Here is a 23,651-nt window from a genome sequence, read left to right as displayed (position 1 = left end):
TTGATCAATTGGTGAAGGTGGGCGTCACCGAGACATCCTGTACCGGTGTGGAAGCGTTCAGCGCGATGTAGTACGTTCCGGGTTGCGGGTTGTTGATCGCGCAATTCTGGTTGCGTCCGCTGACGATATAGCCTTCGCAGATCGGATTGAGCAGGGATGGCGTGTCTCGCCGCACCTTCAGAGAGGCCGTGCCTGTTCCCCCTGACAGCGCCACGGTCAGACCCTTCACGCCGGATGGAACCACGATCGAATAAAACGACACTTCGTATCGGTTGGCCGAGAACCTGGCGGTCTGATCGGGCCTCAGCGTCAGCACGGGCGGCTCATAAACCGCTAGCCTGCGCACGACACTACTTGTTGCACCGCTGCTGTCGGTGACCTTTAACGATACGTTGTAGTTGCCCGCGTATTCGATATTCAGATTGTCCCAGTGACGGGCATCCGTCACTGTCCAGTCAGCACCGGCGCCGAAGTTCCAGGTGCGGGACACGATGGTGCCGCTCCGGCTACTGGAAAGATCCTGGCAATCCAGTTGCATGACGTTGCCTTTTTTCTGCACGCAACGGAAATCTGCCGCTGTTGGGATCTTGCCGGATCGGGCCGCTTCGACCGTTGCTGTGGCGTCGAGCATGCCGGCGCCCAGTGGCATGTCCGGGGAACCAGCAACGAAGGCTCGGGCGTTCTGCATGAGCAGGCTGCGAACCTCGGGCGCTGTCAGCGGCTTTGGCGCGACCGCCTGGGCAAGCGCGATAACGCCTGAAACAAACGGAGCCGCCATCGACGTTCCGCTCAGGTAGGCATTCGACTCAGCAGCCGGTGTGCGCTCGCCGCTGTTCCAGGTGGACCAGATGTTCTCACCGGGCGCGGCAATGTCAACAACCGGTCCGTAGTTCGCGAAGTTGCCGCGTCTGCCGTCCGGCATAAGGCTCGATGCGACGATGACACCCTGACAGTTGCCGGGTTGATAGAAGCCCGCGTTCAGATTGTCGTTGCCGGCCGCGACCACGACCGAGGCGCCTCTGCCTGTTGCGTCATCGATTGCCTGCTGATAAGTGATGCTGCAATTCCCATTGCCGCCGAGACTGAGATTGAGGACCCTGGCAGGAAACGGATTCGCCGGGACGCCGGAAACGGCCCCTCCAGCCGCCCACGTGATGCCGTCAGCCACATCCGACATCAAACCGCTCCCGCAGCCGTTCAGGACCCGAACCGGTACGACCTTCGCACCCCATGCCGTGCCGGCCATACCCTTGCCGTTGTTGGTCAACGCGGCGAGGATGCCGGCTACGTGGGTGCCATGCCATGTGACGCCGCACGTCCCTTCCGCGAGACCGGGATTCGAACCGTTCCCGCCGCGATTGCTTGCCGTAAAGTCGTAACCGGGCAGGATGTTGGTATCGAGATCGCTGTGCGGTGTCACGCCGTTATCGAGCATGGCAATCACCACGCCCGAGCCGTTGCTGATGTCCCATGCCTGCTCAGGTCGAATACCCGCGGCCCAATTGCTCATGCTTCCACGCTGCTGAAGGGCCCATTGCCGGGGCGCATAGTCAGGGTCATTCGGTGTCATAGTCGTGTGCATCGACACGTCGGCTTCGACATATTCCACGTCGGGATTCGACGCAATGTCGCGCATGAATGCAGTGGCTTCGACAGCGGTCAATTTGCGATCCGACGCGATAAGGTCCGCACCGACGCCGAGGCGCCGCAGATGCCGCGCCTTCATCCCAAAGCGCTTGCCGTGCACGTTGAGTAGCGGCTGGACCGTCTCCGGCGACGTGCGCTCAGAAGTGCCGTTGCGATATTTGACGATGAAGCGGTCATTCGACGCACCGGCTTCCATGCCGCTTGTGTTGATCATGGCGGTTCGCGAAGGCAGGCGCGAATCATCGGCAATTGTAGCCGCGCTGTTTGTCGCGGAGGGAATGGACTGATCGGCGGAATCGACATCGTTGCGTCCACCGCATGCCGCTAGCGCGAGTGATAACGACAGGTACGTTGCACCCAGCAATGCCGCTCTGAAATTTTTTGCCCTTGATGTTGTAGCGCGGTCGAGTTGCGTCTGCCGCAGATCCGGCCGCGTTCTGTTAAATCTTTTTTTCATTATTGGTAATGTCCTTCGTACCGCAGGAAGAAGGATGGCCCCTGTTTTTCTGTTGGCTGCAGTCGCGCACGTGGGTGTGCTGATCGAGCCGGTCTCCACCTTTGGCGGTTGGTTACGCCGATGGTATTTTTCTTGATTGAGCTATTAGTTAGCGCATGTGAGCTTAATATGGCTGGTGAACGGCCATGTCTGCTTTTGTTGCGGAAATTTCAGTGAAACCGGGGAGATTGCCGGTTTCACTGGAGGGCTTGGGGCAGGGTGATTCACACACCCTGCGTAAGCTGGTGAAGCCGGTCAGGGCAAGCTGCAAGCGTGACCGTCATGACGTGAGGTCACGTGACGGTCAACGAGGAAATGTTGTGTAGATGCGCACTGAAACAGGGGTGACTGTTGCGTGTGACCGTTGCAGTCACGTCGACCAGATTCGCAGTGGTACGGCCTCGACTCCGTGCACAACAGGCCTCAACTGAAGCCAGCACTGCGTCAAAGCACGCTGCAGCATTTCCATGGACCGCGAAACCGCTCGCACGAGCAACACGCCATCTGTGACACAGGAAGCGGCAACCCGCAACGAATCGTCGAACGGCAACTGGGCGGTGAGCGCCTCAGCGAGTGCGTCATTGCAGGCTGTCCCCACGGCCCACAGCGTCCCGTAAGCGGGAAATCCGGCAAGCCCCTGGGCCGCGTCCCGCAATGAATCCTCCGCCGCAAGACTTGCGCGTTCGAGCCACAGCGCCTCGCCATTCGCGCCAACGATTCGTGATACCGCGCGCAAATGCCCGGCCGACCACCGCTCACCGGCCGCCTGCCGCCCAAGCTGCGTGGCATCCCACCCGATCGCGGTAGCGCCTTCACCCAGCGTCAGCGAAAAATCCAGCATTGCATTGGCGTGATCGAAAACGATATTGTTCTGCGGCAGCCAGTCGAGCTTTGCCTGCGGGCCGACACGCACTGCAATATTCTGCCGTGCGGCACGGCCATTGGACTTGTACCACTTGGTCGCCCCGGGCGTGGTGATGACGGCATGCGCGCCGTCGCCCACGGTCACATCGATGTCGAGATGATCGCCGCCTGCGATTCCGCCCGGCGGATGCACGATAACTGCATGACAGATCGCATGGCCTTCCGGGTAAAGCGGCCGTTGTATGCGCAACGGACCATCATGCCGCCGATGTTTGAGTGTGGTCCGCTCGCCGTCCTTGACGAAGCCGAGTTCGAGGCGCGCGCGCCATTGCGAGTGCGTGGTGTTTTGCGCGGTGGCGAGTGCGACGTGGTTTTCGTGAAGCGACATACGGATGGAAGTGCGAATGGACGGGCGGGGCGGCGCGTAAAGGACGCAGCGACTGACGCGCTGGCAGCCGCGTCAACGCGAAGCGTGTCAGCGCGCGCCAGGCAACGACTAGTCGCGTTGCCACAGGATGCGGCGAGAATAGCACGCTGCGCTGCTCGCACGCGTCAGACGGCGATCAGTGCGCGTACGCCATCGGTATCCATGTTGGCTCCTTCGCCGCCGGCGACGATTTCACCGCGGCTCATGACCCAGTACCGATCGGCAATTTCCTTGGCGAAGTCGTAATACTGTTCGACGAGCAGCACGGTCATGCCCATTTCTTCGACCAACTGGCGCAGTGTGCGGCCGATGTCCTGAATGATCGAGGGTTGGATACCTTCGGTGGGTTCGTCGAGGATCAGCAATTGCGGATCGCTCATTAGCGCGCGGCCGATTGCGAGTTGTTGTTGCTGACCGCCGGAGAGGTCGCCGCCGCGGCGGCTGCGCATATCCTTGAGGACTGGGAATAATTCGTAGATGCGGTCCGGGATTTTTTTGGGGGCTTTTTTGCTGGCTGCGCCGACTAGCAGGTTTTCTTCTACCGTCAGGCGGGGGAAGATGTCGCGGCCTTGGGGGACGTAGGCGAGGCCTTTCTCCACGCGGGAATAGGTGGGGAGTTTGGTGATGGGGGCGCCGCGCCAGGCAATGGAGCCGCTTCTGGTCTGGACGACGCCCATCAGGCATCGGAGCAGCGTTGTTTTGCCTACGCCGTTGCGGCCTAGCAGGACGGTGAGTTTGCCGTCCGGTACGGTGAGTTTTACATCCCGGAGGATGTGGCTGCCGCCGTAGTACTGGTTCAGGTTTTCTACTTCTAGCATTTTGAGGGGCCTCGGGAGGGGAGCCTGTTCGGCGGTTTCCGGTTTGGTTGTGGTTTGGGGTGTTGGTCTTTTGGCCTTTCCTTGATTTGTTAGTGGTTTATTAGCGTTGCCCCTGTGCGGGGCGGCACCTACTTTTCTTTGCCTGCCGCAAAGAAAAGTAGGGGCGGTTTCAAATACCAAGTGCAACAGCCGGGTCGATAACAATTCCCTGTCTGGCGCAGTTATCAATGAAGACCTCGCCGGGCCGGCGCCAGCCGAGTGTTTTGCGAGGTCGCCGATTCAGGTTCAGCGCGATGGCATCGAGTTCGCGCTGCGTGAACTTTGACAGGTCCACGCCCTTCGGCAGGAACTGGCGCAGCAACCCATTGGTGTTCTCGCAGATACCGCGTTGCCAGGGACTATGCGGATCACAGAAATACACCTTGATACCGGTTGTTTCGGCCAGCTTCTTGTGTAGCGCCATTTCCTTGCCCTGATCGTAAGTCAGGGTCTTCAGCAAATCCGGATCGAGCGGCGCAAACGCCGCACTGTACGCCTTGAGCGCGGCTTCGGCGGTGCTGTCCTCCATCTTCACCAGCATCACGAACAGCGTGCTGCGATCGATCAGTGTGCCCACTGCCGAACGGTTGCCCGCACCCTTGATCAGATCCCCCTCCCAATGTCCGGCAATCCGCCGCTCATTGGCCTCCGGAGGCCGGATATGGATGCTAGCCATATCGACCAGTTTGCCCCGTCGGTCTTCGCCTCGCGTGCGCGGCTTGCGCGTGCTACGCCCCTGTCTTAACAGACCCACCAACTCGCGCTTGAGTTCGCCACGCGGCATGGCGTAGATGGCGTTGTAGATGGTTTCGTGTGAGGCATTCAAGGCAGGTTCGTCTGGATGGGTACGTTTGAGTTCGGCAGAAATCTGTTCGGGCGAGTGACACTCGTCCAGATGCTGACGCACTTCAGCCCACAGGGCTCCTTCAGGCTGTAGCTTGCGTTCGCGACGCGGCTTATGACGAAGCTGTGCAGCCCTGCGTCCGGCCGATGTTGCATTGTATCCACCCGCAACCGGCGGCCTGCCCAGTGCGCCGCGTTCGTGCTTCGGCTTCCAGTTATTGCGCCTCAACTCCCGACTGATCGTGCTGCGCGAGCGCTGCAAAGCGAGCGCAATCTCGCTTGATTTGCGATTCTCCATCTTCATCGCAAAGATCACGCCGCGCTCTTCGACGCTCAGATGTTCGTATATTTTTCCCATGCAACGCATCCTAACTGAGGCTGTTGCACTTGTATTTTGAAACCGCCAGGCAAAAGAAAGCGGCTCACACCGCTAATTCTTAAGCGGGTCCCCCGCGCAGTCGCGGTAGTGGTGCATCTGGAATCTGTCTCCTCGCACATTCGGCGTTAGTGACAAAGCAGTCATACCTCCGGCGGCGCTGCGCGCGCCGACACCCAGTTCAGAACACCACCCGCCGCGTTTCGCGGCGCGCCGTACTTGGAGTGATGCACTTCCAGAATGCCATGTTGCTTGCGCATTGGTGCCTCATCGAGGCGAAGCCGATGCGCTGCGCGAAGCAACCCTCTGGTTTCCCTAGCAGACCCGTCCGCGACGCACGCAGTGCGGAGTGGGAACTGATGAGTCCTTTGTCAACGGCGCGGAGTGTGCGGGGGCACGGATTCCAGATGCACCACTATCGTGGCTGTGCGGGGGACCCGCTTATGAGTTGGCGGTGTGAGCCGCTTTCTTTTGCCTACTTTTCTTTGCGGCAGGCAAAGAAAAGTAGGTGCCGCCCCGCACAGGGGCAACGCTAATAGACCACTAACAAATCAAGGAAAGGCCAAAAGACCAAAAGACCAAAAGACCAACACCAACAAACCCACATGAAAACAAGCCGCCGCTAAGAAAAAAAACACCATTACCGCCCAAGATAAGACTCAACCACCATCTCATCGCGCTTAACCTCATCCAAAGTGCCATGGGCAAGAACCCGTCCTTCGGCCATCACCGTCACCTTCCCGGCGTCCCCCGACAACGCAGCCACAAACTCCATGTCATGTTCGACAACCATCATCGAACACGTCCCACGCAGATGATTAAGCAACTCAGCCAACTGCATGGTCTCGTCATCAGTCATACCAGCCGCAGGTTCATCAAGCAAAAGCAGCGCCGGCTGCTGCATCAACAACATCCCAATCTCGAGCCGCTGCTTCTGCCCATGCGACAACTCCCCAGCAAGCCTCCGTGCTTCACTCTCCAACCCAATCAAAACCAACGTCTCTTCAATCCGCGCCTGCGCCTCACGATCTAACCGTGCACGCAAGGAAGCCCACCATCCCTTGTCAGCCTTCATCGCCAACTCAAGGTTCTCCCACACAGGATGTTGCTCAAAAACCGTAGGCTTCTGAAACTTCCGCCCAATCCCTGCGCGGGCAATAGACGGCTCATTCATCCGCGTCAGATCGATCGACTGCCCCAGAAAAATCTTGCCGGAGTCCGGCTCCGTCTTCCCCGTGATGACATCCATCATCGTCGTCTTGCCCGCGCCATTCGGCCCGATGATGCAACGCAATTCGCCCGCATCGATCGCAAGGCTCAGCGCATTCAACGCGCGAAACCCATCGAAACTCACGGTCACGTCTTCAAGGTACAGAATCGTCCCGTGCGAAACATCGATCTCGCCAGGCACCACGGCGTGCCCCATACTCGCGACGCCGCTCAACGAGCGTTCAGCAGGCTCTTCAGGTAATGCAAGATCAGGAACCATCGGGTTTTCGTTCATGAGCGATTCCTCTTGCGCGTGATCATGTCGATCAGCCCCATGATGCCGTTCGGCAACAACAGCGGGACCAGCACGAAGATCAAACCAAGAAAGAACAGCCAGTACTCAGGGAAGTTCGCCGTAAAAAAACTCTTCGCGCCATTCACCGCGAACGCGCCGATGATCGGTCCGATCAACGTGCCGCGTCCGCCCACCGCAACCCAGATCGCCATCTCGATCGAGTTGCCGGGCGACATCTCGCCCGGGTTGATGATGCCGACCTGCGGCACGTACAACGCCCCGGCGATCCCGCACAAAACGGCGGAGACGGTCCACACGAACAGCTTGTACGCGAGCGGGCTGTAGCCAAGGAACATCAGGCGTGTTTCGCCGTCACGCACCGCAGTGACCACGCGGCCGAGTTTCGATGTGACGATTGCCCGCGCGCCGATGAACGCCAGGACCAACACCGCGAACGTGATCAACAGCAGCGCAGTGCGCGTGCCCGGGTGCGTAATCGGAAAACCGCCGATGCGCTTGAAGTCGGTAAAGCCGTTGTTGCCGCCGAAGCCCGTTTCGTTACGGTAGAACAGCAGCATGGCGGCAAATGTCATCGCCTGCGTGATGATCGACAGGTACACGCCCTTCACCCGCGAACGGAACGTGAAGAAGCCGAACACCCACGCAACAACGGCGGGCACCAGCACCACCAGCAGCAGCGCGTAACCGAGATGCTGTGTACCTTGCCAGTACCACGGCAGTTGATGCCAGTCGAGAAACACCATGAAGTCGGGCAGATCGCTGCCGTATTTGCCGTCGTGGCCGATCGAACGCATCAGGTACATGCCGATCGCGTAGCCGCCCAATGCAAAGAACAACGCGTGTCCGAGGCTCAGAATGCCGCAGTAGCCCCACACGAGGTCGAGCGCCAGCGCGGCAATCGCGTAGCACATGAACTTGCCGGTGATCGTCATCGCATACGCGGACAGATGGAACGCGCTCGTCTCCGGAACCACCAGGGTGGCGAAGGGCACGCCGAGGCCGAACACGATGATCAACGCGATCAGCGCGAGCCACGCACGGCGCGACAGCAAGGCGGGACGTGGCGGCAAGCCGAGCGCGAAACCGGACTGCGCTTCACGTCCGGCAGCGGCGCGAGCGCCCGCTGCGCCGACGCGCGTCGACGAGGTCGCCGATGAGGTTGCGGATGTCATTTCATGCCTCCGCGCTGCGGCCCTTGAGGGCGAACATGCCCTGCGGACGCTTCTGGATAAACAACACGATCAGCACCAGTACCGCAATCTTGGCGAGCACCGCACCCCAGAACGGCTCGATCGCCTTACTGACCAACCCGAGGCCGAAGCCGCCGATTACCGTGCCGGCGAGTTGGCCGACACCGCCGAGCACCACGGCCATGAATGAATCGATGATGTAGCTCTGGCCGAGGTCCGGCCCCACGTTGCCGATCTGCGACAGCGCACAGCCACCCAGACCTGCAATGCCCGCACCGAATGCGAACGCATACGAATCGACGCGGGCGGTTTTTACGCCGACGCATGCCGCCATCCGCCGGTTCTGCGTGACGGCCCGCACGAACAGACCCAGCCGGGTCTTAGTCAGGACGGCCCACGCAATCCCGACGACGATCAGTGAAAACGCCAGAATCGCCAGCCGGTTATACGGCAGGATCAGATTGGGCAGCACGGTCACGCCGCCGCTCATCCACGCAGGGTTGATCACCTGGACGTTCTGTGCGCCGAACAGCATTCGCGTTGCCTGAATCAGGATCAGGCTCACGCCGAATGTGGTCAGCAGGGTTTCGAGCGGACGGCCGTACAGATGCTTCAACACCAGCCGTTCGAGCACGATGCCGACCAGCCCGGCTGCGGCAAATGAAGCCGGCACGGCAAGCAGCGGATACCAGTCGAATGCGCCGGGCGCAAAGCGCTGGAACAGGTTCTGCACGACATAGGTGGCGTATGCGCCGATCATCAGGAATTCGCCGTGCGCCATGTTGATCACGCCGATCAACCCGTACGTGATCGCGAGACCCAATGCGGCGAGCAGCAGCACGCTGCCGAGCGACAGGCCGGCGAACAGCGTGCCGGCGATCTGGCTGCGCCGCTGGATCGAATCGAGTTCGTCGATACCGCTTTGCGCGGCGGCGCGCACGCGGCTATCCGCTTCGTTGAAGCTGCCATCCGGCTTCTTCGCGACGAGCGGACGCAGTAGTTCATTCATGTCCAGATCGTGCCGCGCGGCGACCAGTTGCACGGCTTCGAGACGTTTGACCGGGTCTGCGTCGTGCAACGCGGTCATGGCCCACAGTGTGTCCAGGCGTTTCTTGAGCGCCGGGTCGGTTTCCTTCGCGCGCGCCGCATCGACGAGCGGCTTGATCGCCGGGTCGGGGTTTTGCAGCAATGCCGTAATGGCGGCACCGCGTGTGGCGGCGTCGGGCGAATCGAGTTGCAATCCCGAGAGCGCGCCGGCTACTTTCGAGCGCAGCAGGTTGTTCAGGGTGACGGGTTGCGCGTCGCCCGCGGCGACTGTTTTGCCGGTGACGGCATCGCGCGCCGTGTCGCCGTCTTGCAGCAGCACCTCGCCGGAATCGGTGGCGAGTGCGCTGTCCTCGGAGAGCGCTTTGAGGACAGCGAGCGATTCTTTGTCGTGGTTCGCAATCAGTTTGTCGATGGCCGCGGATTTCGCATCGAAGTCGTCGCCAGCGAGTGGCGCGACGTCGGCCGGGCTCAGCGCGAAAGCGGCAAGCGGCGCGCTGGCGAGGAGCACAAGCGCCAGGCTGCCGATGGTATGTCGTGCGCTGCGTCGTGCAACAGTCAGGAATGAAAACGCCATGATGGCCTTTGAAGAAAAACCGGCAGGGCGGCGCGGCATCGTGCTGAAGAGCCGCCGCCGCGCCGTCGTATTACTTGCTGCTACTTACTGCGTCATCCTGTCAGATTCAGAATCAGGCAACGCGCGAGCGCTTCAGAAACGCCGGAATCGAGCTGACTACGTCCGGCTTGCTCGAATTGCCGGCAATGAACGGACTCCACGGTTGTGCGCGAATCGCGGTCTTGGTGCGCCACACCACGTTGAACTGGCCGTCGGCACGCACTTCGCCGATCATGACCGGCTTGTGCAGATGATGATTGCCGTCCATTTCGAGCGTGAAGCCCGACGGTGCCGCGAACGTCTGGCCGACCATTGCCACGCGCACCTTGTCCACGTCCGTGCTCTTCGCTTTTTCGACGGCCTGCTTCCACATATGGATGCCGACGAAGGTCGCTTCCATCGGGTCATTGGTCACACGCTTGGTGCCGCCCGGCAGGTTGTTGTCCTTGACCCACTGCGCCCATTGCTTCTTGAACTTTTCGTTGGTGGGGTTGCGCAGCGACATGAAGTAGTTCCACGCTGCGAGGTTGCCGACCAGCGGTTTGGTATCGATGCCGCGGAGTTCTTCTTCGCCGACCGAGAACGCGACCACCGGCACATCCGTCGCCTTCAACCCCTGGTTGCCCAGTTCCTTGTAGAACGGCACGTTCGAGTCGCCGTTGACGGTCGAGATCACCGCGGTCTTGCCGCCTTGCGAGAAGGTCTTGATGTTCGCGACGATGGTCTGATAGTCGCTGTGGCCGAACGGCGTGTAGACCTCCTGGATATCGGCTTCCTGCACGCCTTTCGACTTGAGGAACGCACGCAGGATCTTGTTGGTCGTGCGGGGGTATACGTAATCGGTGCCGAGCAGGAAGAAGCGCTTGGCGCCACCACCTTCCGCGCTCATCAGGTATTCGGTTGCCGGGATCGCCTGCTGATTCGGCGCGGCGCCCGTGTAGAACACGTTGCGCGACATTTCTTCGCCTTCGTACTGCACGGGGTAGAACAGCAGACCGTTCAGTTCTTCGAACACTGGCAGTACCGACTTGCGCGACACCGAGGTCCAGCAGCCGAATACGACAGCGCACTTTTCCTGGGTGATCAGTTGACGCGCTTTTTCGGCGAATAGCGGCCAGTTCGACGCCGGGTCCACGACCACCGGTTGCAGTTGGCGGCCCATGACGCCGCCGTTCTTGTTGATGTCCGCAATGGTCATCAGCGCGGTGTCTTTGAGCGAGGTCTCCGAGATTGCCATCGTGCCCGACAAGGAATGTAGAACGCCTACCTTGATCGGACCGCTGCCCGATTGCGCGTGAGCAAACGGAACCTGACCAGCAAGCGCCAGTGCGCCCGACATGGAGCCGAACTTCAACAGACTGCGACGTTTCATGTATTTCCCCTTGCCATGGATGGTGAATGTTTATGGGCGTCGATTTCAGACAGCAGGGCTTATCCCGCATGACTTGCCGCTTGTGTACTGCAAGGCACATGCCATGCGGTCATTTCGACTGGAAGTCGGCGGAATGCGCGCTGCGGCGCGGGAGATGCACGACGTCAGTTATGCGTAATCTGGCGCGAAACTGGTGCACAAGCGGGGTGTGCGCCTCGTTCGGGTGCGTGTCGCGCCGCAACGAAGCGTGCCTGTCGGACAGCGGGCGTCGGCGGTGCATGGCCGCCGCGCCTTTGTGCATGCGCCGTGGTCTGTCTGCATTGGAAGACCAGCACACTAGGAGACATGGCATGCATGAGCGCGCCAGCGTCGAGCCATCCGATATCCGCGTTACGGATACCCGTGCCGTCACCCGTTGGTTCAGGAGCGCGCCGCGTTTGTTGGCGAGATGGCACCGATCTTTGAGCTTCAGATTCACAGGTTCCGTGGTGAGCGGGGGCAAGAAGCAGTGTTGCAATGGTTGGCCGTTGTGACGTGAAAAAGGCCGGCGCCTTGCGGCGCCGGCCTCATGTGTCACGTGTATTTTGTCGCGGAAGGTCAGAACGCAATAAACGGTCCGGTTTGCGTACCGACTTTGGCGTTACTGAGCGCGGTGTACATATCCCGGCCGTAGAAGAACGGCAAACCCCAGAGGAAGGTCCATTCGGACCAGAATCTGCCGAGGTTGCCATAGGCAGCGTACTGGCTCGCCAGCAGGTTTGACGAGTTGGCGATCGAGAACGGCACCGTTAGAACCGTACCGGTTTTCCTGACGGTCGAATAGTCGGCGGAATACCACGTGGCGGATAGGTTGAGCGTAGTCGGCGGCACGTAAAAGTCGTCCCATCTTACTGGCGTCGCCGTATCCGGGAACCAGAGTATCGGGGTTCCGCTATCGACATAGCTAGTGAGTGTGCGCCCCTGATAGACAGTGGTGAAGGCACCGCTGTTATCCACCTTTAGAACGGTTGTAGTCGGCGGGAGCGCGTTGTTTTGCCGGGTACCAATGCCGAAAACCAATTCACCTGTCGCCGTTGCCTGGCCACCTGCTGGCAATGCGGGCAGGCGCACGATCGTGCCGTTGTTGTCCGACGTGAAGTTGGCGACCGGATTCATGACCTGCGTGTCGAGCGGCACCCGCGCGCCGGTGCATGATCCCGTGGACGGACAATAGTAGTAGGTGGCCGACAGAGCGGATTGTGCCGCAGATGGATAGTCGGTCCGCGAAGGGCTGATGCCGACCACGCCGTTGGCGCCGAGTGCGGCTACCGTGCTGCCGATGTTGCTGATGCCACGCGAAGCGCAATCTGACGGGACATTGGGATACGCAGCGTCGCCGATCACCTGGATTGGGAGATTGCCTGCCGTCTTGCCACCGATCGTTACGTCGGCACGTTTGATTGAACCCCACGTGTAGCCGGCCCCGAACGTTGCGCATTGGGCGATTGGGGAACCTCCGGTCGGATCGTTGGAGGCCCCTGTCTGCGCCGGCAATCGGCCGGCGAGTGCTGACCCCAGTGCACTGGCCATTACGCGTACGCCCGCCGATCCAGTGTCGAGCAGCATGTGATCGATGGTTACGCATTGGTTGGCATCTTGCACGCCAGGGATGCATATGGCGACGCTCACGTATGGCATGTTGACCGAGGCACCGGGCATTGTGCGATCAATGACGATAGGCGCGGTGTTCACGTCGGTGGTTGGCGTTGGAGTCGGAGTCGGAGTCGGAGTCGGAGTTGGAGTCGGAGTCGGAGTTGGAGTTGGAGTTGGAGTTGGAGTTGGAGTTGGAGTTGGAGTCGGAGTCGGAGTCGGGGTCGGGGTTGGAGTCGGAGTCGGGGTTGGAGTCGGAGTTGGTGTCGGGGTTGGAGTCGGGGTTGGAGTCGGAGTCGGAGTCGGAGTTGGAGTCGGTGTCGGTGTCGGTGTCGGAGCCGGCGCCGGCGCGGGACTCGGGCTAGGCGTAGGCGACGGCGTTGGGCTCGGCGTCGGTGTTGCCGGTTTGTCGTTGTTTTTGGTCGCGTTCGAGTCGCCGTCGTCGCCACCACCACCACCGCAGGCCGAAAGAGCCAGGCTGGCCGTTAGCAACGCGAAGCAAAGTTTCTTATTGAGAGTCTTCATGTTTCCTGTGTTCCGTGAGATCGATGCGTCGTGTTACTGCAGATCGTCAGCACGGACATTCGCAGGGACGAGGCGCGGCAAAACTGCCTTGCCGAAGAAGTTTCCCGCCCGGCCCGCGGACTCGATCTGAAAGTCGCCGTTGCGTTCGATCAACGGACCGGTGCCGCGCGCGCGTCCCGAACCTGCGGAGACTGCGTTCGGAAAGTAGCTGCCGAGGAGCGCGACCATATCGGGGCGCACAGGCCCTTGCCAGGTGACAGCAAACACGACATTGGTAGGCAGCACGTATTCGCGAATCCTGACGCCGTCGGTGTCATGCGATTCGCGCACGGTATAAGCCGCAGTGGTTGCGGAAGAGTAGGTAGGCGCGGCGGACTGGAGCAAGGACTTAGGGGCCGACCCCGCACCCGGTGCTCCACCCAACGCCGCATACGACGCGAGCGGCAACATGGCCGCTGCGGCCAGCACGATCTTTACAAATTTCATTAAATTGCTCCAAAAAACAGGTCGGAGCATGGTGCCTGCGGGCCAGCAATGAGAGTGCCGGACAATTCCTAACGTGGAGTAGGAAACGCCGACTTCGCAACTCGTTAGCCTCCCGCCGAGGCAGGGAGACGACGCCTTGCGATATCGCCTCCCATTTCACGCAGCGGCGGTTAAAAGGCGACAAACGGTCCGCTCTGCTTACCTATCGTGCCGTTGCCCACCGTCGTGTAGACACTGCGTCCGTAGAAGAAGGGCAGGCCCCACAGGAACATCTTCGAGCTGGACTGATACCAGCCGACGTTGTCGTAAGCGGCATTTCCGTTTGCCCACACGCGGGCGGCGTTGTCGATCGTAAATGGCGCATTGACGGGCGTCCCCTTGCCGTTGGTGGCTTCCATCGTGGCTGCCAGGTTCAGTGCGGTTGACGGCGTGTACCAACCCGACGTAGTGGGGATTGCATCGTCCTGGAATGCGAAGGCGTTGGTGCCACTGTCGAGTGCGCTCCAGCTGAGCACCTGGCCTTGGTATTGAGTCGTAAATTCGCCGTACTCATCCAATGCCAGAACATTCACGTTGGACGGCAACGCATTGTTTGACTGCGTGCCGATACCGAATGTGAGTTCACCGATGACACTCGTCTGGCCTCCCACAGGCAGCTTGGGCAGGCGGATGATCGTGCCGTTGTTGTCGCTCGGGAAAGCGGCGACGGGGTTCATCACCTCTTTGGTCACCAGCATGCGCGTGTTGAAACAGGCGTTGGTGCCGGTGCAATAGTAATAATTTCCCGGCAGCGCGGTGGTCAGCGCGTCTTTCGAATCACGTGTTCCGTACCCGATGCCGAGAATCCCGTTGGCGCCAAGTCGTTCGACAGTGCTGAGATCCGGGCCGCCGTGTGCCACGCAGTCCGACGGGATGGTGTATGCGCCGTCGCCAATCAACTGGATGGGGATATTGCTTGCCGTACGGCTGCCGATCGTGACGTCGGCGCGTTTCACCGAGCCCCAGGTCGTGCCCGAACCGAACGGCATGCATTCGGCGATCGGGGCCGTGCCGCTCGCGTCGTCGACAGCGCCGACCTGGGTGAGCAACCGGGAGCTGAGCGTGGGCATTGCGCTGGCCATAATGCGTACGCCCACCGAGCCGGTATCGACCAGCATGCGGTCGATCGTCGTGCACTGGCTGGCGCCTTGCGTGCCGGGCACGCATACGGTGATCGTCGCGGAAAGCATGTTGATGGTGCCCATCGAGTTGTCGACGCGAATCGCTACCGTATTGTTCTTGTCGCCGGATGGCGTGGCCGGATCGCCGGAACTGCCGGAACCTCCCGGCTTGTTTATCCAGTCGGGGGTCGCGTTCCAGCCGATGGAATTGCCACCTTGATTGCTGCTTTCACTGCCTCCGCCGCTGCATGCGGCAAGCGCCACACTGGAAATCGCGGCGACGACCCAGAGCGCTTTGCTAAATATTTTCATGTTTGTGTTTTCCGTGAAATCGGCGCGTTGGTTCACTGCAGATCTTTCGCGAGCACATGGGCTGGCATCAGGCGCGGCAGATACGCCATGCCGAAGAAATGCCCCAGCCGGCCAGCCGATTCGATGCGGAAATCGCCGTTGCCTTCGATCAGAGGACCGGTGCCGCGCGCGCGGCTCTCGCCGGCGCTGACGTAGTTGGGGAAATAGCTGCCGAGCAACGCCGTCATGTCCGGACGTATCGGCCCTTCCCACGTGACGGCGAACACGACGTTACTGGGCAGTACATACTCGCGGATCGTGACACCGTTGGCGTCGCGCGACTCGCGCACCGTATAGGGCGCGGCGGCGGTGGCGTTTGCTGAGCCCGTGCTGGAACTCGCGGCAGACTGAGGCGTAGCGCGCAGCATGGTCGGAGAGGACGAGCTGGCGCTCGGTGCGCCGCCCAGCGTTGCATGCGATGTGAGCGGCAACAGCATTGCGGCCAGCATTGCGATCTTCAGAAGTCTCATTGCACTGCTCCACAAAATAGTCGGAGCATGGTGCCTGTGCAATGATCAGCAAACCGTACGAAATTTCTGCGGTGGCGCCGAGAAAGCGCACAACGAAAGGAAGGTGTGGGCGATGCGGAAAACGGTCTTGCGTTACTGGGCCGTCGCCGCGTTCGGCATCGCGCGCCGCCCGAGCTTCCCGGCAGCACCCTTAGCCGCAACGCCTGGATGCGGTACCGTCGGCACCTGTGGCAACGCGGTCAGCGAGCCATCGTCGACCGGCGACAGCAGTGCGCTCAACTGCAACACGTCCTGATCGGTGAGATTGGCGGTGGAAGCCTTCAGCTTCAGGCTATTGATCAGCGTGTCGTAACGCGCCTTCGCCAGATCACGACGCGCCGAGAACAATTGATCCTGCGCATTGAGCACGTCGATATTGATCCGCACACCGACCTGATAGCCGAGCAGGTTCGATTCGAGCGAGGTATTCGCCGATCGCTCGGCGGTCTGCAGCGCGCGCACTTGCGCAAGCCCGCTCACCACGCCGAGAAAAGCTTGCCGTGCCGATAGCGCGGCATTGCGCCGGGCCGTATCGAGATCGGCGGAGGCCTGGTCTTCGAGCGCGAGCGTCTGACGAACGCGGCTTTGCGTCGCGCCGCCCGCAAAGATCGGGATCGTGACCTGCACGCCGATCGTGCTGTTCGTGTACGACGACCCCAGGTTACCCAGTTCCGCGGCGAGCGCTGGCGTGCCAGGCGCGGGCGTATTCGCGCCGCTGCCGAAGCCGCCACCAAAATTGCCGCCAAAGTTACCCGCGCCGGCCGCGCCGAGACTGCTGCGCGAACGGCTCGCTACCAGGTCGACGGTCGGCAGATGTCCGGCCTTGGCCTTCGACGTCTCGCGCTGTGCGCTATCCAGCGCGATCTGCTTCAGCACGACCTGGTAATTCCCGTCGGTGGCCGCATCGACCCACAGGTTGATGTCGGCGGGCATGGGAGGCGGCAGCGGTGCGCCGGAGACGAGTCCATCCACACGCTCGACCGCATGCCCGACAATCTGCTGCAATGCGGCCAGCTTCACCGCAAGATCGTTCTGCGCGGCAATTTCCTGGGAGATCGCCTGATCGTATTTGGCCTGCGCTTCGTTGACGTCGGTGATCGTCGTGTTGCCGACTTCGAATGAACGCCTGGCCGATTCGAGCTGCTGCGCGATCGACGCTTTTTGCGAGCGCACGATCGCGAGGCTGTCCTGGGACGCGAGCGCGTCGAAGTAAGCCTGACCGAGCCGCACGATCAAATCCTGGCGGGCCTGCGCAAACGACGCTTGCGCCGAGTCCACCGCGAGCTTGCCCTGTGCATAGCCGTACCAGCTATCGACGTGAATCAGCGGCTGCGTGAGTGAAATCACGTAACCGTTGCTATTGCCATAGGAAGCAGGAAAGCCGCCGCCAAAATCGGTGCTTTGGCGGTTCGCGGTGAGTGACGCGGAGACTTGCGGCAGCAGTTTGGCGCGGGCGAGGGGCAAGTCTTCGCTATGGGCGACGAGCGCCGCGCGCGCGCTTTGCAGCTGTGCGTCGTTCGAAAGTGCTTCGTCGTAAAGCTGGGAGAGGCCGACGGCGTGCGCCGTGAGCGGAAAAAATGCGAGTGCTGCGCAATGAAGCGTCAAAGAGGCCACGAGGACCGGCACCCGCAGGCGCATCATTTCAACCGTGCGATCAATAGGTGGGAACGGACGGGTCGACCTGACGCGACCACGCGTCGATCCCGCCCTGCAGATTGAATACGTTGGTATGACCGCGTGATTCGAGGAACATCGCGACCTGGGCGCTGCGCGCGCCGTGGTGACACACGCAGACGATTTGCGCGTCGTCGTCGAGTTCTTCGCTGCGCGCGGGGATTTCACGCATCGGGATCGACACGGCGCCGGCGATCGACGCCGTCTGGATTTCCCACGGTTCGCGCACGTCGAGCAGCACGGGCGCGGGGCGCGATTGATCGGCGAGCCATTCGGCGAGCGCGGGAGCGGTCAGATTTTGCATCAGCAAGACATCCAGTTCAAAGGACGGCGACGCGCCGGCCGTACGGATAAACGAGTGAATTAGAACTTGAAGCGCGGCGGCTGCACGGCGTTGATCAGCGGCTCGACGTAAGTCTCGAACACGTCGGCAATACGGTACTGCTTCTCGTCGATACGCGTGATGATCTGTGCCTTCATGACCGGCGCGGTGCCGACAAACGCCGCCAGCCGGCCGCCCACCTTCAGATGTTCGAGGATTTCCTGCGGCAGCACCGGCAGGCCGCCCGATACGCAGATCACGTCGTAGGGCGCCGCGCTCGCCCAGCCGCGCGAGGCGTCGCCGGTGGCGACTTCGGCGTTCAGCACGCCGTTGGCGATCAGGTTGTTCTTTGCCAGTTCCGCCAGTTCCGGTTCGATGTCGACCGTCAGCACGTGCTGCGCGCGGTGCGCGAGCAGGGCGGCCATGTAACCCGAGCCGGCGCCGATTTCGAGCACGCTTTCGTGTTTCTTCACCGCCAGTTCCTGCAACACGCGTGCTTCGACGCGCGGCGCCAGCATATGTTGGCCGGCCGGCAGCGGCACTTCGAAGTCGACGAAGGCCAGATCGCGGTAGACGGTGGGGACGAAGTTTTCACGCTTGACGATCGAGAGCAGATTCAGCACGTCCTGGTCGAGCACTTCCCAGGGGCGGATCTGCTGTTCGATCATGTTGAAACGCGCTTGCTCGATGTTCATGGTGGATTCGGCAGTGTGGTTTGGCGAGTTTGCGATTTTTTGCCACTGACCGGCGGCCTTGCAGCACAACTCCGGGGTAAAACTCCGGGTGCAACTCAGGGCACAGCGGGCCACGGCAGGGTAACTGCGGGATTGTACCAAATGGCGGCGCAAACCCACGCCGTCGCGGGCAGTGCGCCGCTGGGCCGCACCCTGGAGCGGCGCTCGCCGTTGCGTTTGTGCTCCGTTGTCCTCCGCTTCTCCTCCCAGGGTCCTCCGTGTTAATCCCTAGTGATCCGTCCTTGCGATTCCGGTCTTGATCGTCCAAAAATGTAATCGATTACATTTTGTGGCGAGTTCACGTGTCCAGATCGGTGTCGAAATCGGTGTCCAAAGCGGCTCCCGCGAAGGCGTCGACGTCGTCGGCCAGGCGCCCACGGCCCGTGGCTCAGCCGCTGGGTCCGGCTGAGGGGCTGTCGATTTCGCAGGTGGCGGAGCAGGCGGGCGTCTCGGTGGCGACGGTGTCACGCGTGCTGAACGGTCACGACAACGTTCGGCCCGCCACGCGCGACAAGGTCCTGGCGGCGGTCGACGCCAGCGGCTATCGCGTCAACGAACTCGCGCGCAACCTGCGCACCGCGGAAAGCCGTCTGCTGCTGACCATGGTGCCCGACGTCGGCAACCCGTTCTACGCGGAGATCGTGCGCGGCATCGACAGCGTTGCGCGCCAGCACGGCTACTTCGTGCTGCTGTGCGACACCGGTGCCGATCCGGGCCGCGAGCGCAGCTACTTCGACCTGCTGCGCCGCCGTCGTGCCGACGGTGCGATCTGCCTCGATCCCGCCACCATCCAGCAGGCGCTCGGCGAGGCATCCAGCGCGCTGCCCTGGGTCGCGTGCTGCGAGTTCGATCCGGCGATGGGCGTGCCGTACGTCGGCATCGACAACTACCGGGCGGCGGGCGATGCGGTACGGCATCTGCTCGCGCGCGGCCATCGGCGCATTGGGCTGATCAATTCGGATGTCGACTATCTGTACGCCCGGCAGCGTCAGCAGGGCTATCTGGATGCGTTGACCGAAGCGGGCATCACGCCGGATGACAGTTGGCGCATGAATCTGAACAGTCTCGACTACGAGGCGGGTGCATCGGCTGCGGCCATGCTGATGGAGCAGCCTCACGCGCCGAGCGCGATCTTTGCCGTTTCCGACACGCTGGCGATCGGCGTGATTCACGGTTTGCGCAATGTCGGCAAGCGCGTCCCGGACGACGTCGCGGTGGTCGGTTTCGACGATATTTCGCTTGCGGCGCAAATCGATCCGCCACTGACCACCATCGCCCAGCCGATGCGCGAACTCGGCGAAACCGCCGCACGCCTCCTGCTGCAACGGCTCGCGAATCCGTTGGCGAATGTGCCGGGCGTGCTGCTGCCGCATCGGCTCGTGATCCGCAGGAGCGCATAAGCCATGAGTCTCGCCGTTCGCTTCGACGATATCCGCAAAGACTTCGGCCCGGTGCGTGTGCTGCATGGCGTGAGCTTTGAACTGACGCCGGGACGCATCTATGGGTTGCTCGGCGAGAACGGCGCGGGCAAATCGACGCTGATGAAGATACTTGCCGGCTACGAAACGGCAAGCTCGGGCACCTTGCTGGTTGACGGCCACGCGCAGCAGTTCGCCGGTTCCCGCGACGCGGAAGCGCAAGGCATCGTGCTGATTCACCAGGAGTTCAATCTTGCCGAGCATCTGACGATCGCGCAGAACATGTATCTCGGCCATGAAAAAAAGCGCGGCTGGTTCGTCGACGATGCTGCCATGCGCGCCGATGCCGCGCGATATCTCGCGCAGGTCGGCCTCGAAAAAGCGCCGGATACGCAGGTGCGCGAGTTGATCGTCGCGGAAAAGCAGATGGTGGAGATCGCCAAGGCGCTGTCGCGTCGCGCGCGTTTGCTGATCATGGATGAACCGACCGCCACGCTCACGCCTGCGGAAACCGAGCGCCTTTTCACACTGATGGCCAAGCTCAAAGCCGACGGCGTGACCCTCATCTACATCTCGCACAAGCTTGATGAAGTCGAGCGTATTACCGACGAAGTGATCGTGATGCGCGATGGCCGCTTTGTCGCGCGCAGTGAAACCGCGGGACTCGCGCGACAGCAGATGGCGAACCTGATGGTCGGGCGCGACGTGTCCGATATGTTCCCCGACAAGATCGCCGTGCCCGCGGACGCGCCGGTCGCGTTGAAAGTGAGCGGCCTCGCGGTGCCGGACTGGGTCGAGGATCTGAGCTTCGACGTGCGCGCCGGCGAGGTGCTGGGATTTGCCGGCCTCGTGGGCGCGGGCCGCACCGAAGCGTTCGAAGCGATCCTCGGCCTGCGCAAACGCACGGCGGGTCGCATCGAGATCGCCGGCCGCCGCGCCGATCTGAAAAACCCTCGCGACGCGATGCGCCACGGTCTTACTTATCTGAGTGAAGACCGCAAAGGCAAAGGCCTGCATGTGAATCTGAGCTTGCAGGACAACGTCACGCTCATGACGCTCGAACGCTACGCGCACCCGTTGCTCGACATGAAAGCGGGGCGCGCCGCGTTGACGAAGGCGGTGAGCGACTTCGGCATTCGCACCGGCGATCTGTCGAGCCGCGCGCGCATGCTCTCCGGCGGCAATCAGCAGAAGCTCGCGCTCGCCAAATTCCTGCAGCCCGATCCGAACGTGATCGTGCTGGACGAACCGACGCGCGGCGTCGATGTCGGTGCGAAACGCGACATCTATTTTCTGATTCACCGGCTTGCCGCGCAGGGCCGCGCGGTGGTCGTTATTTCATCCGAACTGATCGAACTGATTGGCCTGTGCCATCGCGTTGCCGTGATGCGCGCGGGGCGCCTGCAAACTACGCTCACGCTCGAGCATCTGACCGAAGAGGAGTTGATCGCCCATGCGACCGGCACCCACTGAAGCCGTCCAATCCGGCCGCGCGCTGCGCTTCGCGCACCGTCTGTACGCGCTCGGGCCGCTGGTTGGGCTGATCGCGCTGTGCATTGTCGGCACGCTGCTCAACCGCGATTTCGCGACGCTCGACAACATGATGAACGTGCTCACGCGCACGTCGTTCATCGGCATCATCGCGGTCGGCATGACCTTTGTGATTATCTCGGGCGGCATCGATCTGTCGGTCGGGTCGATGGCGGCGCTGATCGCGGGCAGCATGATCTGGCTGATGAACGGACTTGCCGCCGGTGTCGGCGGTCATACGCTTGCGCCCTTGCTGATCCTGACGCTCGGCATCGTGTTCGCGCTGGTGCTCGGCGGTTTGTTCGGCTGCGCGCACGGGCTGTTGATCACCAAAGGACGCATCGAGCCGTTCATCGTCACGTTGGGCACGCTGGGCATTTTTCGCGCGGTGCTGACGTGGCTCGCGGATGGCGGCGCGCTGACTTTGGACAACTCGTTATCCGACTTGTACGGCCCGGTTTATTACGCAAGTCTGTTTGGCGTACCGGTGCCGATCTGGGTGTTCCTGGTTGTCGCGGCGGGCGGCGCGTTGATCCTCAATCGCACTGCGTTCGGCCGCCACGTGCAGGCAATTGGTTCGAACGAACAGGTTGCGCGCTATGCGGCGATTCGCGTCGATACCGTGAAGATCGTCACGTACGTATTGCTCGGCATCTGCGTTGGTGTGGCGACGGTGCTGTACGTACCGCGGCTCGGTTCCGCCACGCCAACCACCGGCCTGCTTTGGGAACTGGAAGCGATCGCATCGGTGGTGGTGGGCGGCACGGCGCTGAAAGGCGGCGAAGGGCGTGTGATCGGCACGGTGATCGGTGCGATCCTGCTTTCAGTGATCGCCAACATTCTGAATCTGACCAGCATCATCAGCGTGTATCTGAACGCGGCGGTGCAGGGTGTCGTGATTATCTTCGTCGCGTTCGTGCAGCGCGGACGGCGGTAAGTGGTAGGCGTTGAGCTTCAACGGATACAACGGCAAGTTCGAGAATCGGGGCGCATGAACGCCTCACAACGGAGACACAACCATGAAGCAGGTCATTCGAGCGGTCGGCGCCGGCATGCTGGCGTTGGGGATACTGGGCACGGCAGGCGTCGCGCGTGCCGACGAGAAGGTCACGCTGGGCGTCGCGATTCCAACGGCCGACCACGGCTTTACGGGTGGCATCGTCTGGTGGGCGAACAAGGCGAAAACCGATCTGGAAAAAGCGCATCCTGATCTGAAGGTGATCGTGAAAACCGCGGCCGGCTCGCCGGAACAGGCAAACCAGTTGCAGGATCTGGTGACGGTAAACAAGATCAACGCGCTGGTGATTTTCCCGTTTGAGTCGGCCTCGCTCACGCAACCGGTCGCGCAGGTGAAGAAGAAAGGCGTGTATGTGACGGTGGTGGATCGCGGTCTGACGGATACGAGTGCGCAGGATGCGTACGTTGCGGGCGACAACACCGCGTTCGGCAAGATTCCCGCCGAGTATCTGGCGAAAGCACTCGACGGCAAGGGCGACATCGTCGCGTTGCGCGGCATTCCGACCACGCTCGACAATGAACGCTGGACCGCGTTCACGAACGTGATCAAGAACTATCCGCAGATGAAAATCCTCGACGCCAAGTACGCGAACTGGAATCGCGATGACGCATTCAAGGTGATGCAAGACTATCTCACGCGCTTCAAGCATATCGACGCGGTCTGGGCAGCTGACGACGACATGGCTGTCGGCGTGCTCAAGGCGATCGAACAGGCCAAGCGCACCGACATCAAGATCGTATTCGGCGGGGCGGGATCGAAGGGTATGGTGAAGAACGTGATGGACGGTGCGCCGATGATCAAGGCCGACGTGTCGTACTCGCCGAAATTCATCTACGACGCAATCAAGCTTACCGCCGAAGCGCGTCTGAAGGGCGACAAACTGCCGCCGACCACGATCATTCCGTCGGTGCTTATCACGAAGGAAAACGCGCAGCAGTTCTACTTTCCTGACTCGCCGTTCTGATTGCGGGCGTCCCGTGCGTGCTTGCCGTGTCTCTGTCGTAGTGGCGTGACAGGCGCGCCATAGTTCGAGGAACC

General features: G+C 61.5%; 19 protein-coding genes. 4 read left to right on the top strand and 15 right to left on the bottom strand.

Annotated elements, in window-relative coordinates:
- Positions 1–4: 4 nt before the first annotated feature.
- The 15 genes from GH665_RS16665 to GH665_RS16595 form a co-directional block, all read right to left on the bottom strand.
- Positions 5–1,861 carry a S8 family serine peptidase gene (locus GH665_RS16665; protein ID WP_167530953.1) on the bottom strand — a complete coding sequence of 619 codons (1,857 nt, stop codon included), beginning with the start codon at positions 1,859–1,861 and terminating at the stop codon, positions 5–7.
- A gap of 652 nt (positions 1,862–2,513) precedes the next feature.
- Positions 2,514–3,395: an urease accessory protein UreD gene (locus GH665_RS16660; protein WP_153136770.1), complete on the bottom strand. Its 882-nt coding sequence runs from the start codon at positions 3,393–3,395 to the stop codon at positions 2,514–2,516.
- A 164-nt stretch (positions 3,396–3,559) separates the two neighbouring features.
- Complete coding sequence (urtE, locus tag GH665_RS16655) at positions 3,560–4,252, bottom strand: urea ABC transporter ATP-binding subunit UrtE (RefSeq protein WP_028199808.1); 693 nt, start codon at positions 4,250–4,252, stop codon at positions 3,560–3,562.
- Positions 4,253–4,421: 169 nt separating this feature from the next.
- Entirely contained in the window at positions 4,422–5,492 is a 1,071-nt protein-coding gene (locus GH665_RS16650) for an IS30 family transposase (protein WP_153135631.1), read from the bottom strand.
- Positions 5,493–6,150: 658 nt separating this feature from the next.
- Complete coding sequence (gene urtD / locus GH665_RS16645) at positions 6,151–7,014, bottom strand: urea ABC transporter ATP-binding protein UrtD (protein WP_153136769.1); 864 nt, start codon at positions 7,012–7,014, stop codon at positions 6,151–6,153.
- Positions 7,011–8,207 carry an urea ABC transporter permease subunit UrtC gene (urtC, locus tag GH665_RS16640; protein ID WP_153136768.1) on the bottom strand — a complete coding sequence of 399 codons (1,197 nt, stop codon included), beginning with the start codon at positions 8,205–8,207 and terminating at the stop codon, positions 7,011–7,013. The genes urtD and urtC overlap by 4 nt, the downstream gene beginning before the upstream one ends.
- Before the next feature lies 1 nt (position 8,208).
- Positions 8,209–9,846, bottom strand: a complete 1,638-nt coding sequence (urtB, locus tag GH665_RS16635) for an urea ABC transporter permease subunit UrtB (protein WP_153136767.1) — start codon at positions 9,844–9,846, stop codon at positions 8,209–8,211.
- Between the two features lie 112 nt (positions 9,847–9,958).
- On the bottom strand, positions 9,959–11,257 hold the full coding sequence (gene urtA, locus GH665_RS16630; RefSeq protein WP_153136766.1) for an urea ABC transporter substrate-binding protein: 1,299 nt from the start codon (positions 11,255–11,257) through the stop codon (positions 9,959–9,961).
- A gap of 597 nt (positions 11,258–11,854) precedes the next feature.
- Positions 11,855–13,411 (bottom strand): DUF3443 domain-containing protein, encoded by a 1,557-nt coding sequence (locus GH665_RS16625; RefSeq protein ID WP_153136765.1) that lies wholly within the window; start codon positions 13,409–13,411, stop codon positions 11,855–11,857.
- A 33-nt stretch (positions 13,412–13,444) separates the two neighbouring features.
- On the bottom strand, positions 13,445–13,897 hold the full coding sequence (locus tag GH665_RS16620; RefSeq protein WP_153136764.1) for a DUF2844 domain-containing protein: 453 nt from the start codon (positions 13,895–13,897) through the stop codon (positions 13,445–13,447).
- A 170-nt stretch (positions 13,898–14,067) separates the two neighbouring features.
- The gene (locus GH665_RS16615) at positions 14,068–15,369 is read right to left on the bottom strand and encodes a DUF3443 domain-containing protein (protein ID WP_153136763.1); all 1,302 of its coding nucleotides are present in this window, start codon (positions 15,367–15,369) and stop codon (positions 14,068–14,070) included.
- Between the two features lie 32 nt (positions 15,370–15,401).
- The gene (locus GH665_RS16610; protein WP_153136762.1) at positions 15,402–15,878 is read right to left on the bottom strand and encodes a DUF2844 domain-containing protein; all 477 of its coding nucleotides are present in this window, start codon (positions 15,876–15,878) and stop codon (positions 15,402–15,404) included.
- Positions 15,879–16,010: 132 nt separating this feature from the next.
- Positions 16,011–17,531 carry a TolC family outer membrane protein gene (locus GH665_RS16605; protein WP_246216227.1) on the bottom strand — a complete coding sequence of 507 codons (1,521 nt, stop codon included), beginning with the start codon at positions 17,529–17,531 and terminating at the stop codon, positions 16,011–16,013.
- Between the two features lie 40 nt (positions 17,532–17,571).
- Positions 17,572–17,895 carry a rhodanese-like domain-containing protein gene (locus tag GH665_RS16600; protein WP_028200548.1) on the bottom strand — a complete coding sequence of 108 codons (324 nt, stop codon included), beginning with the start codon at positions 17,893–17,895 and terminating at the stop codon, positions 17,572–17,574.
- 59 nt (positions 17,896–17,954) lie between these two features.
- The gene (locus tag GH665_RS16595) at positions 17,955–18,608 is read right to left on the bottom strand and encodes a protein-L-isoaspartate O-methyltransferase family protein (protein ID WP_153136760.1); all 654 of its coding nucleotides are present in this window, start codon (positions 18,606–18,608) and stop codon (positions 17,955–17,957) included.
- 353 nt (positions 18,609–18,961) lie between these two features.
- Here GH665_RS16595 and GH665_RS16590 point away from each other — a divergent pair, with 353 nt between their 5' ends.
- The 4 genes from GH665_RS16590 to GH665_RS16575 all read left to right on the top strand — a co-directional run bounded on the left by GH665_RS16590 (position 18,962) and on the right by GH665_RS16575 (position 23,577).
- Positions 18,962–20,047, top strand: a complete 1,086-nt coding sequence (locus GH665_RS16590; protein ID WP_153138526.1) for a LacI family DNA-binding transcriptional regulator — start codon at positions 18,962–18,964, stop codon at positions 20,045–20,047.
- Positions 20,048–20,050: 3 nt separating this feature from the next.
- Complete coding sequence (locus tag GH665_RS16585; protein WP_153136759.1) at positions 20,051–21,538, top strand: sugar ABC transporter ATP-binding protein; 1,488 nt, start codon at positions 20,051–20,053, stop codon at positions 21,536–21,538.
- Positions 21,519–22,532, top strand: coding sequence for an ABC transporter permease (locus tag GH665_RS16580; RefSeq protein WP_028200552.1), 1,014 nt, complete (start codon positions 21,519–21,521; stop codon positions 22,530–22,532). The genes GH665_RS16585 and GH665_RS16580 overlap by 20 nt, the downstream gene beginning before the upstream one ends.
- 82 nt (positions 22,533–22,614) lie before the next feature.
- Positions 22,615–23,577, top strand: a complete 963-nt coding sequence (locus tag GH665_RS16575; RefSeq protein WP_153136758.1) for a substrate-binding domain-containing protein — start codon at positions 22,615–22,617, stop codon at positions 23,575–23,577.
- Positions 23,578–23,651 lie beyond the last annotated feature (74 nt).

Source organism: Paraburkholderia agricolaris, assembly GCF_009455635.1.
Lineage (GTDB): Bacteria > Pseudomonadota > Gammaproteobacteria > Burkholderiales > Burkholderiaceae > Paraburkholderia > Paraburkholderia agricolaris.
The sequence above is the reverse complement of the archived record's forward strand: the minus strand, read 5'-3'. Positions and strand labels throughout refer to the sequence as shown.

What these genes read in the sequence shown, in the direction of transcription:
- GH665_RS16665 (WP_167530953.1), bottom strand. Translation starts at nt 1,861, where the DNA reads ATGATCAACACAAGCGGCATGGAAGCCGGTGCGTCGAATGACCGCTTC.
- GH665_RS16660 (WP_153136770.1), bottom strand. Translation starts at nt 3,395, where the DNA reads ATGTCGCTTCACGAAAACCACGTCGCACTCGCCACCGCGCAAAACACC.
- urtE (WP_028199808.1), bottom strand. Translation starts at nt 4,252, where the DNA reads ATGCTAGAAGTAGAAAACCTGAACCAGTACTACGGCGGCAGCCACATC.
- GH665_RS16650 (WP_153135631.1), bottom strand. Translation starts at nt 5,492, where the DNA reads ATGGGAAAAATATACGAACATCTGAGCGTCGAAGAGCGCGGCGTGATC.
- urtD (WP_153136769.1), bottom strand. Translation starts at nt 7,014, where the DNA reads ATGAACGAAAACCCGATGGTTCCTGATCTTGCATTACCTGAAGAGCCT.
- urtC (WP_153136768.1), bottom strand. Translation starts at nt 8,207, where the DNA reads ATGACATCCGCAACCTCATCGGCGACCTCGTCGACGCGCGTCGGCGCA.
- urtB (WP_153136767.1), bottom strand. Translation starts at nt 9,846, where the DNA reads ATGGCGTTTTCATTCCTGACTGTTGCACGACGCAGCGCACGACATACC.
- urtA (WP_153136766.1), bottom strand. Translation starts at nt 11,257, where the DNA reads ATGAAACGTCGCAGTCTGTTGAAGTTCGGCTCCATGTCGGGCGCACTG.
- GH665_RS16625 (WP_153136765.1), bottom strand. Translation starts at nt 13,411, where the DNA reads ATGAAGACTCTCAATAAGAAACTTTGCTTCGCGTTGCTAACGGCCAGC.
- GH665_RS16620 (WP_153136764.1), bottom strand. Translation starts at nt 13,897, where the DNA reads ATGAAATTTGTAAAGATCGTGCTGGCCGCAGCGGCCATGTTGCCGCTC.
- GH665_RS16615 (WP_153136763.1), bottom strand. Translation starts at nt 15,369, where the DNA reads ATGAAAATATTTAGCAAAGCGCTCTGGGTCGTCGCCGCGATTTCCAGT.
- GH665_RS16610 (WP_153136762.1), bottom strand. Translation starts at nt 15,878, where the DNA reads ATGAGACTTCTGAAGATCGCAATGCTGGCCGCAATGCTGTTGCCGCTC.
- GH665_RS16600 (WP_028200548.1), bottom strand. Translation starts at nt 17,895, where the DNA reads ATGCAAAATCTGACCGCTCCCGCGCTCGCCGAATGGCTCGCCGATCAA.
- GH665_RS16595 (WP_153136760.1), bottom strand. Translation starts at nt 18,608, where the DNA reads ATGAACATCGAGCAAGCGCGTTTCAACATGATCGAACAGCAGATCCGC.
- GH665_RS16585 (WP_153136759.1), top strand. Translation starts at nt 20,051, where the DNA reads ATGAGTCTCGCCGTTCGCTTCGACGATATCCGCAAAGACTTCGGCCCG.
- GH665_RS16580 (WP_028200552.1), top strand. Translation starts at nt 21,519, where the DNA reads ATGCGACCGGCACCCACTGAAGCCGTCCAATCCGGCCGCGCGCTGCGC.
- GH665_RS16575 (WP_153136758.1), top strand. Translation starts at nt 22,615, where the DNA reads ATGAAGCAGGTCATTCGAGCGGTCGGCGCCGGCATGCTGGCGTTGGGG.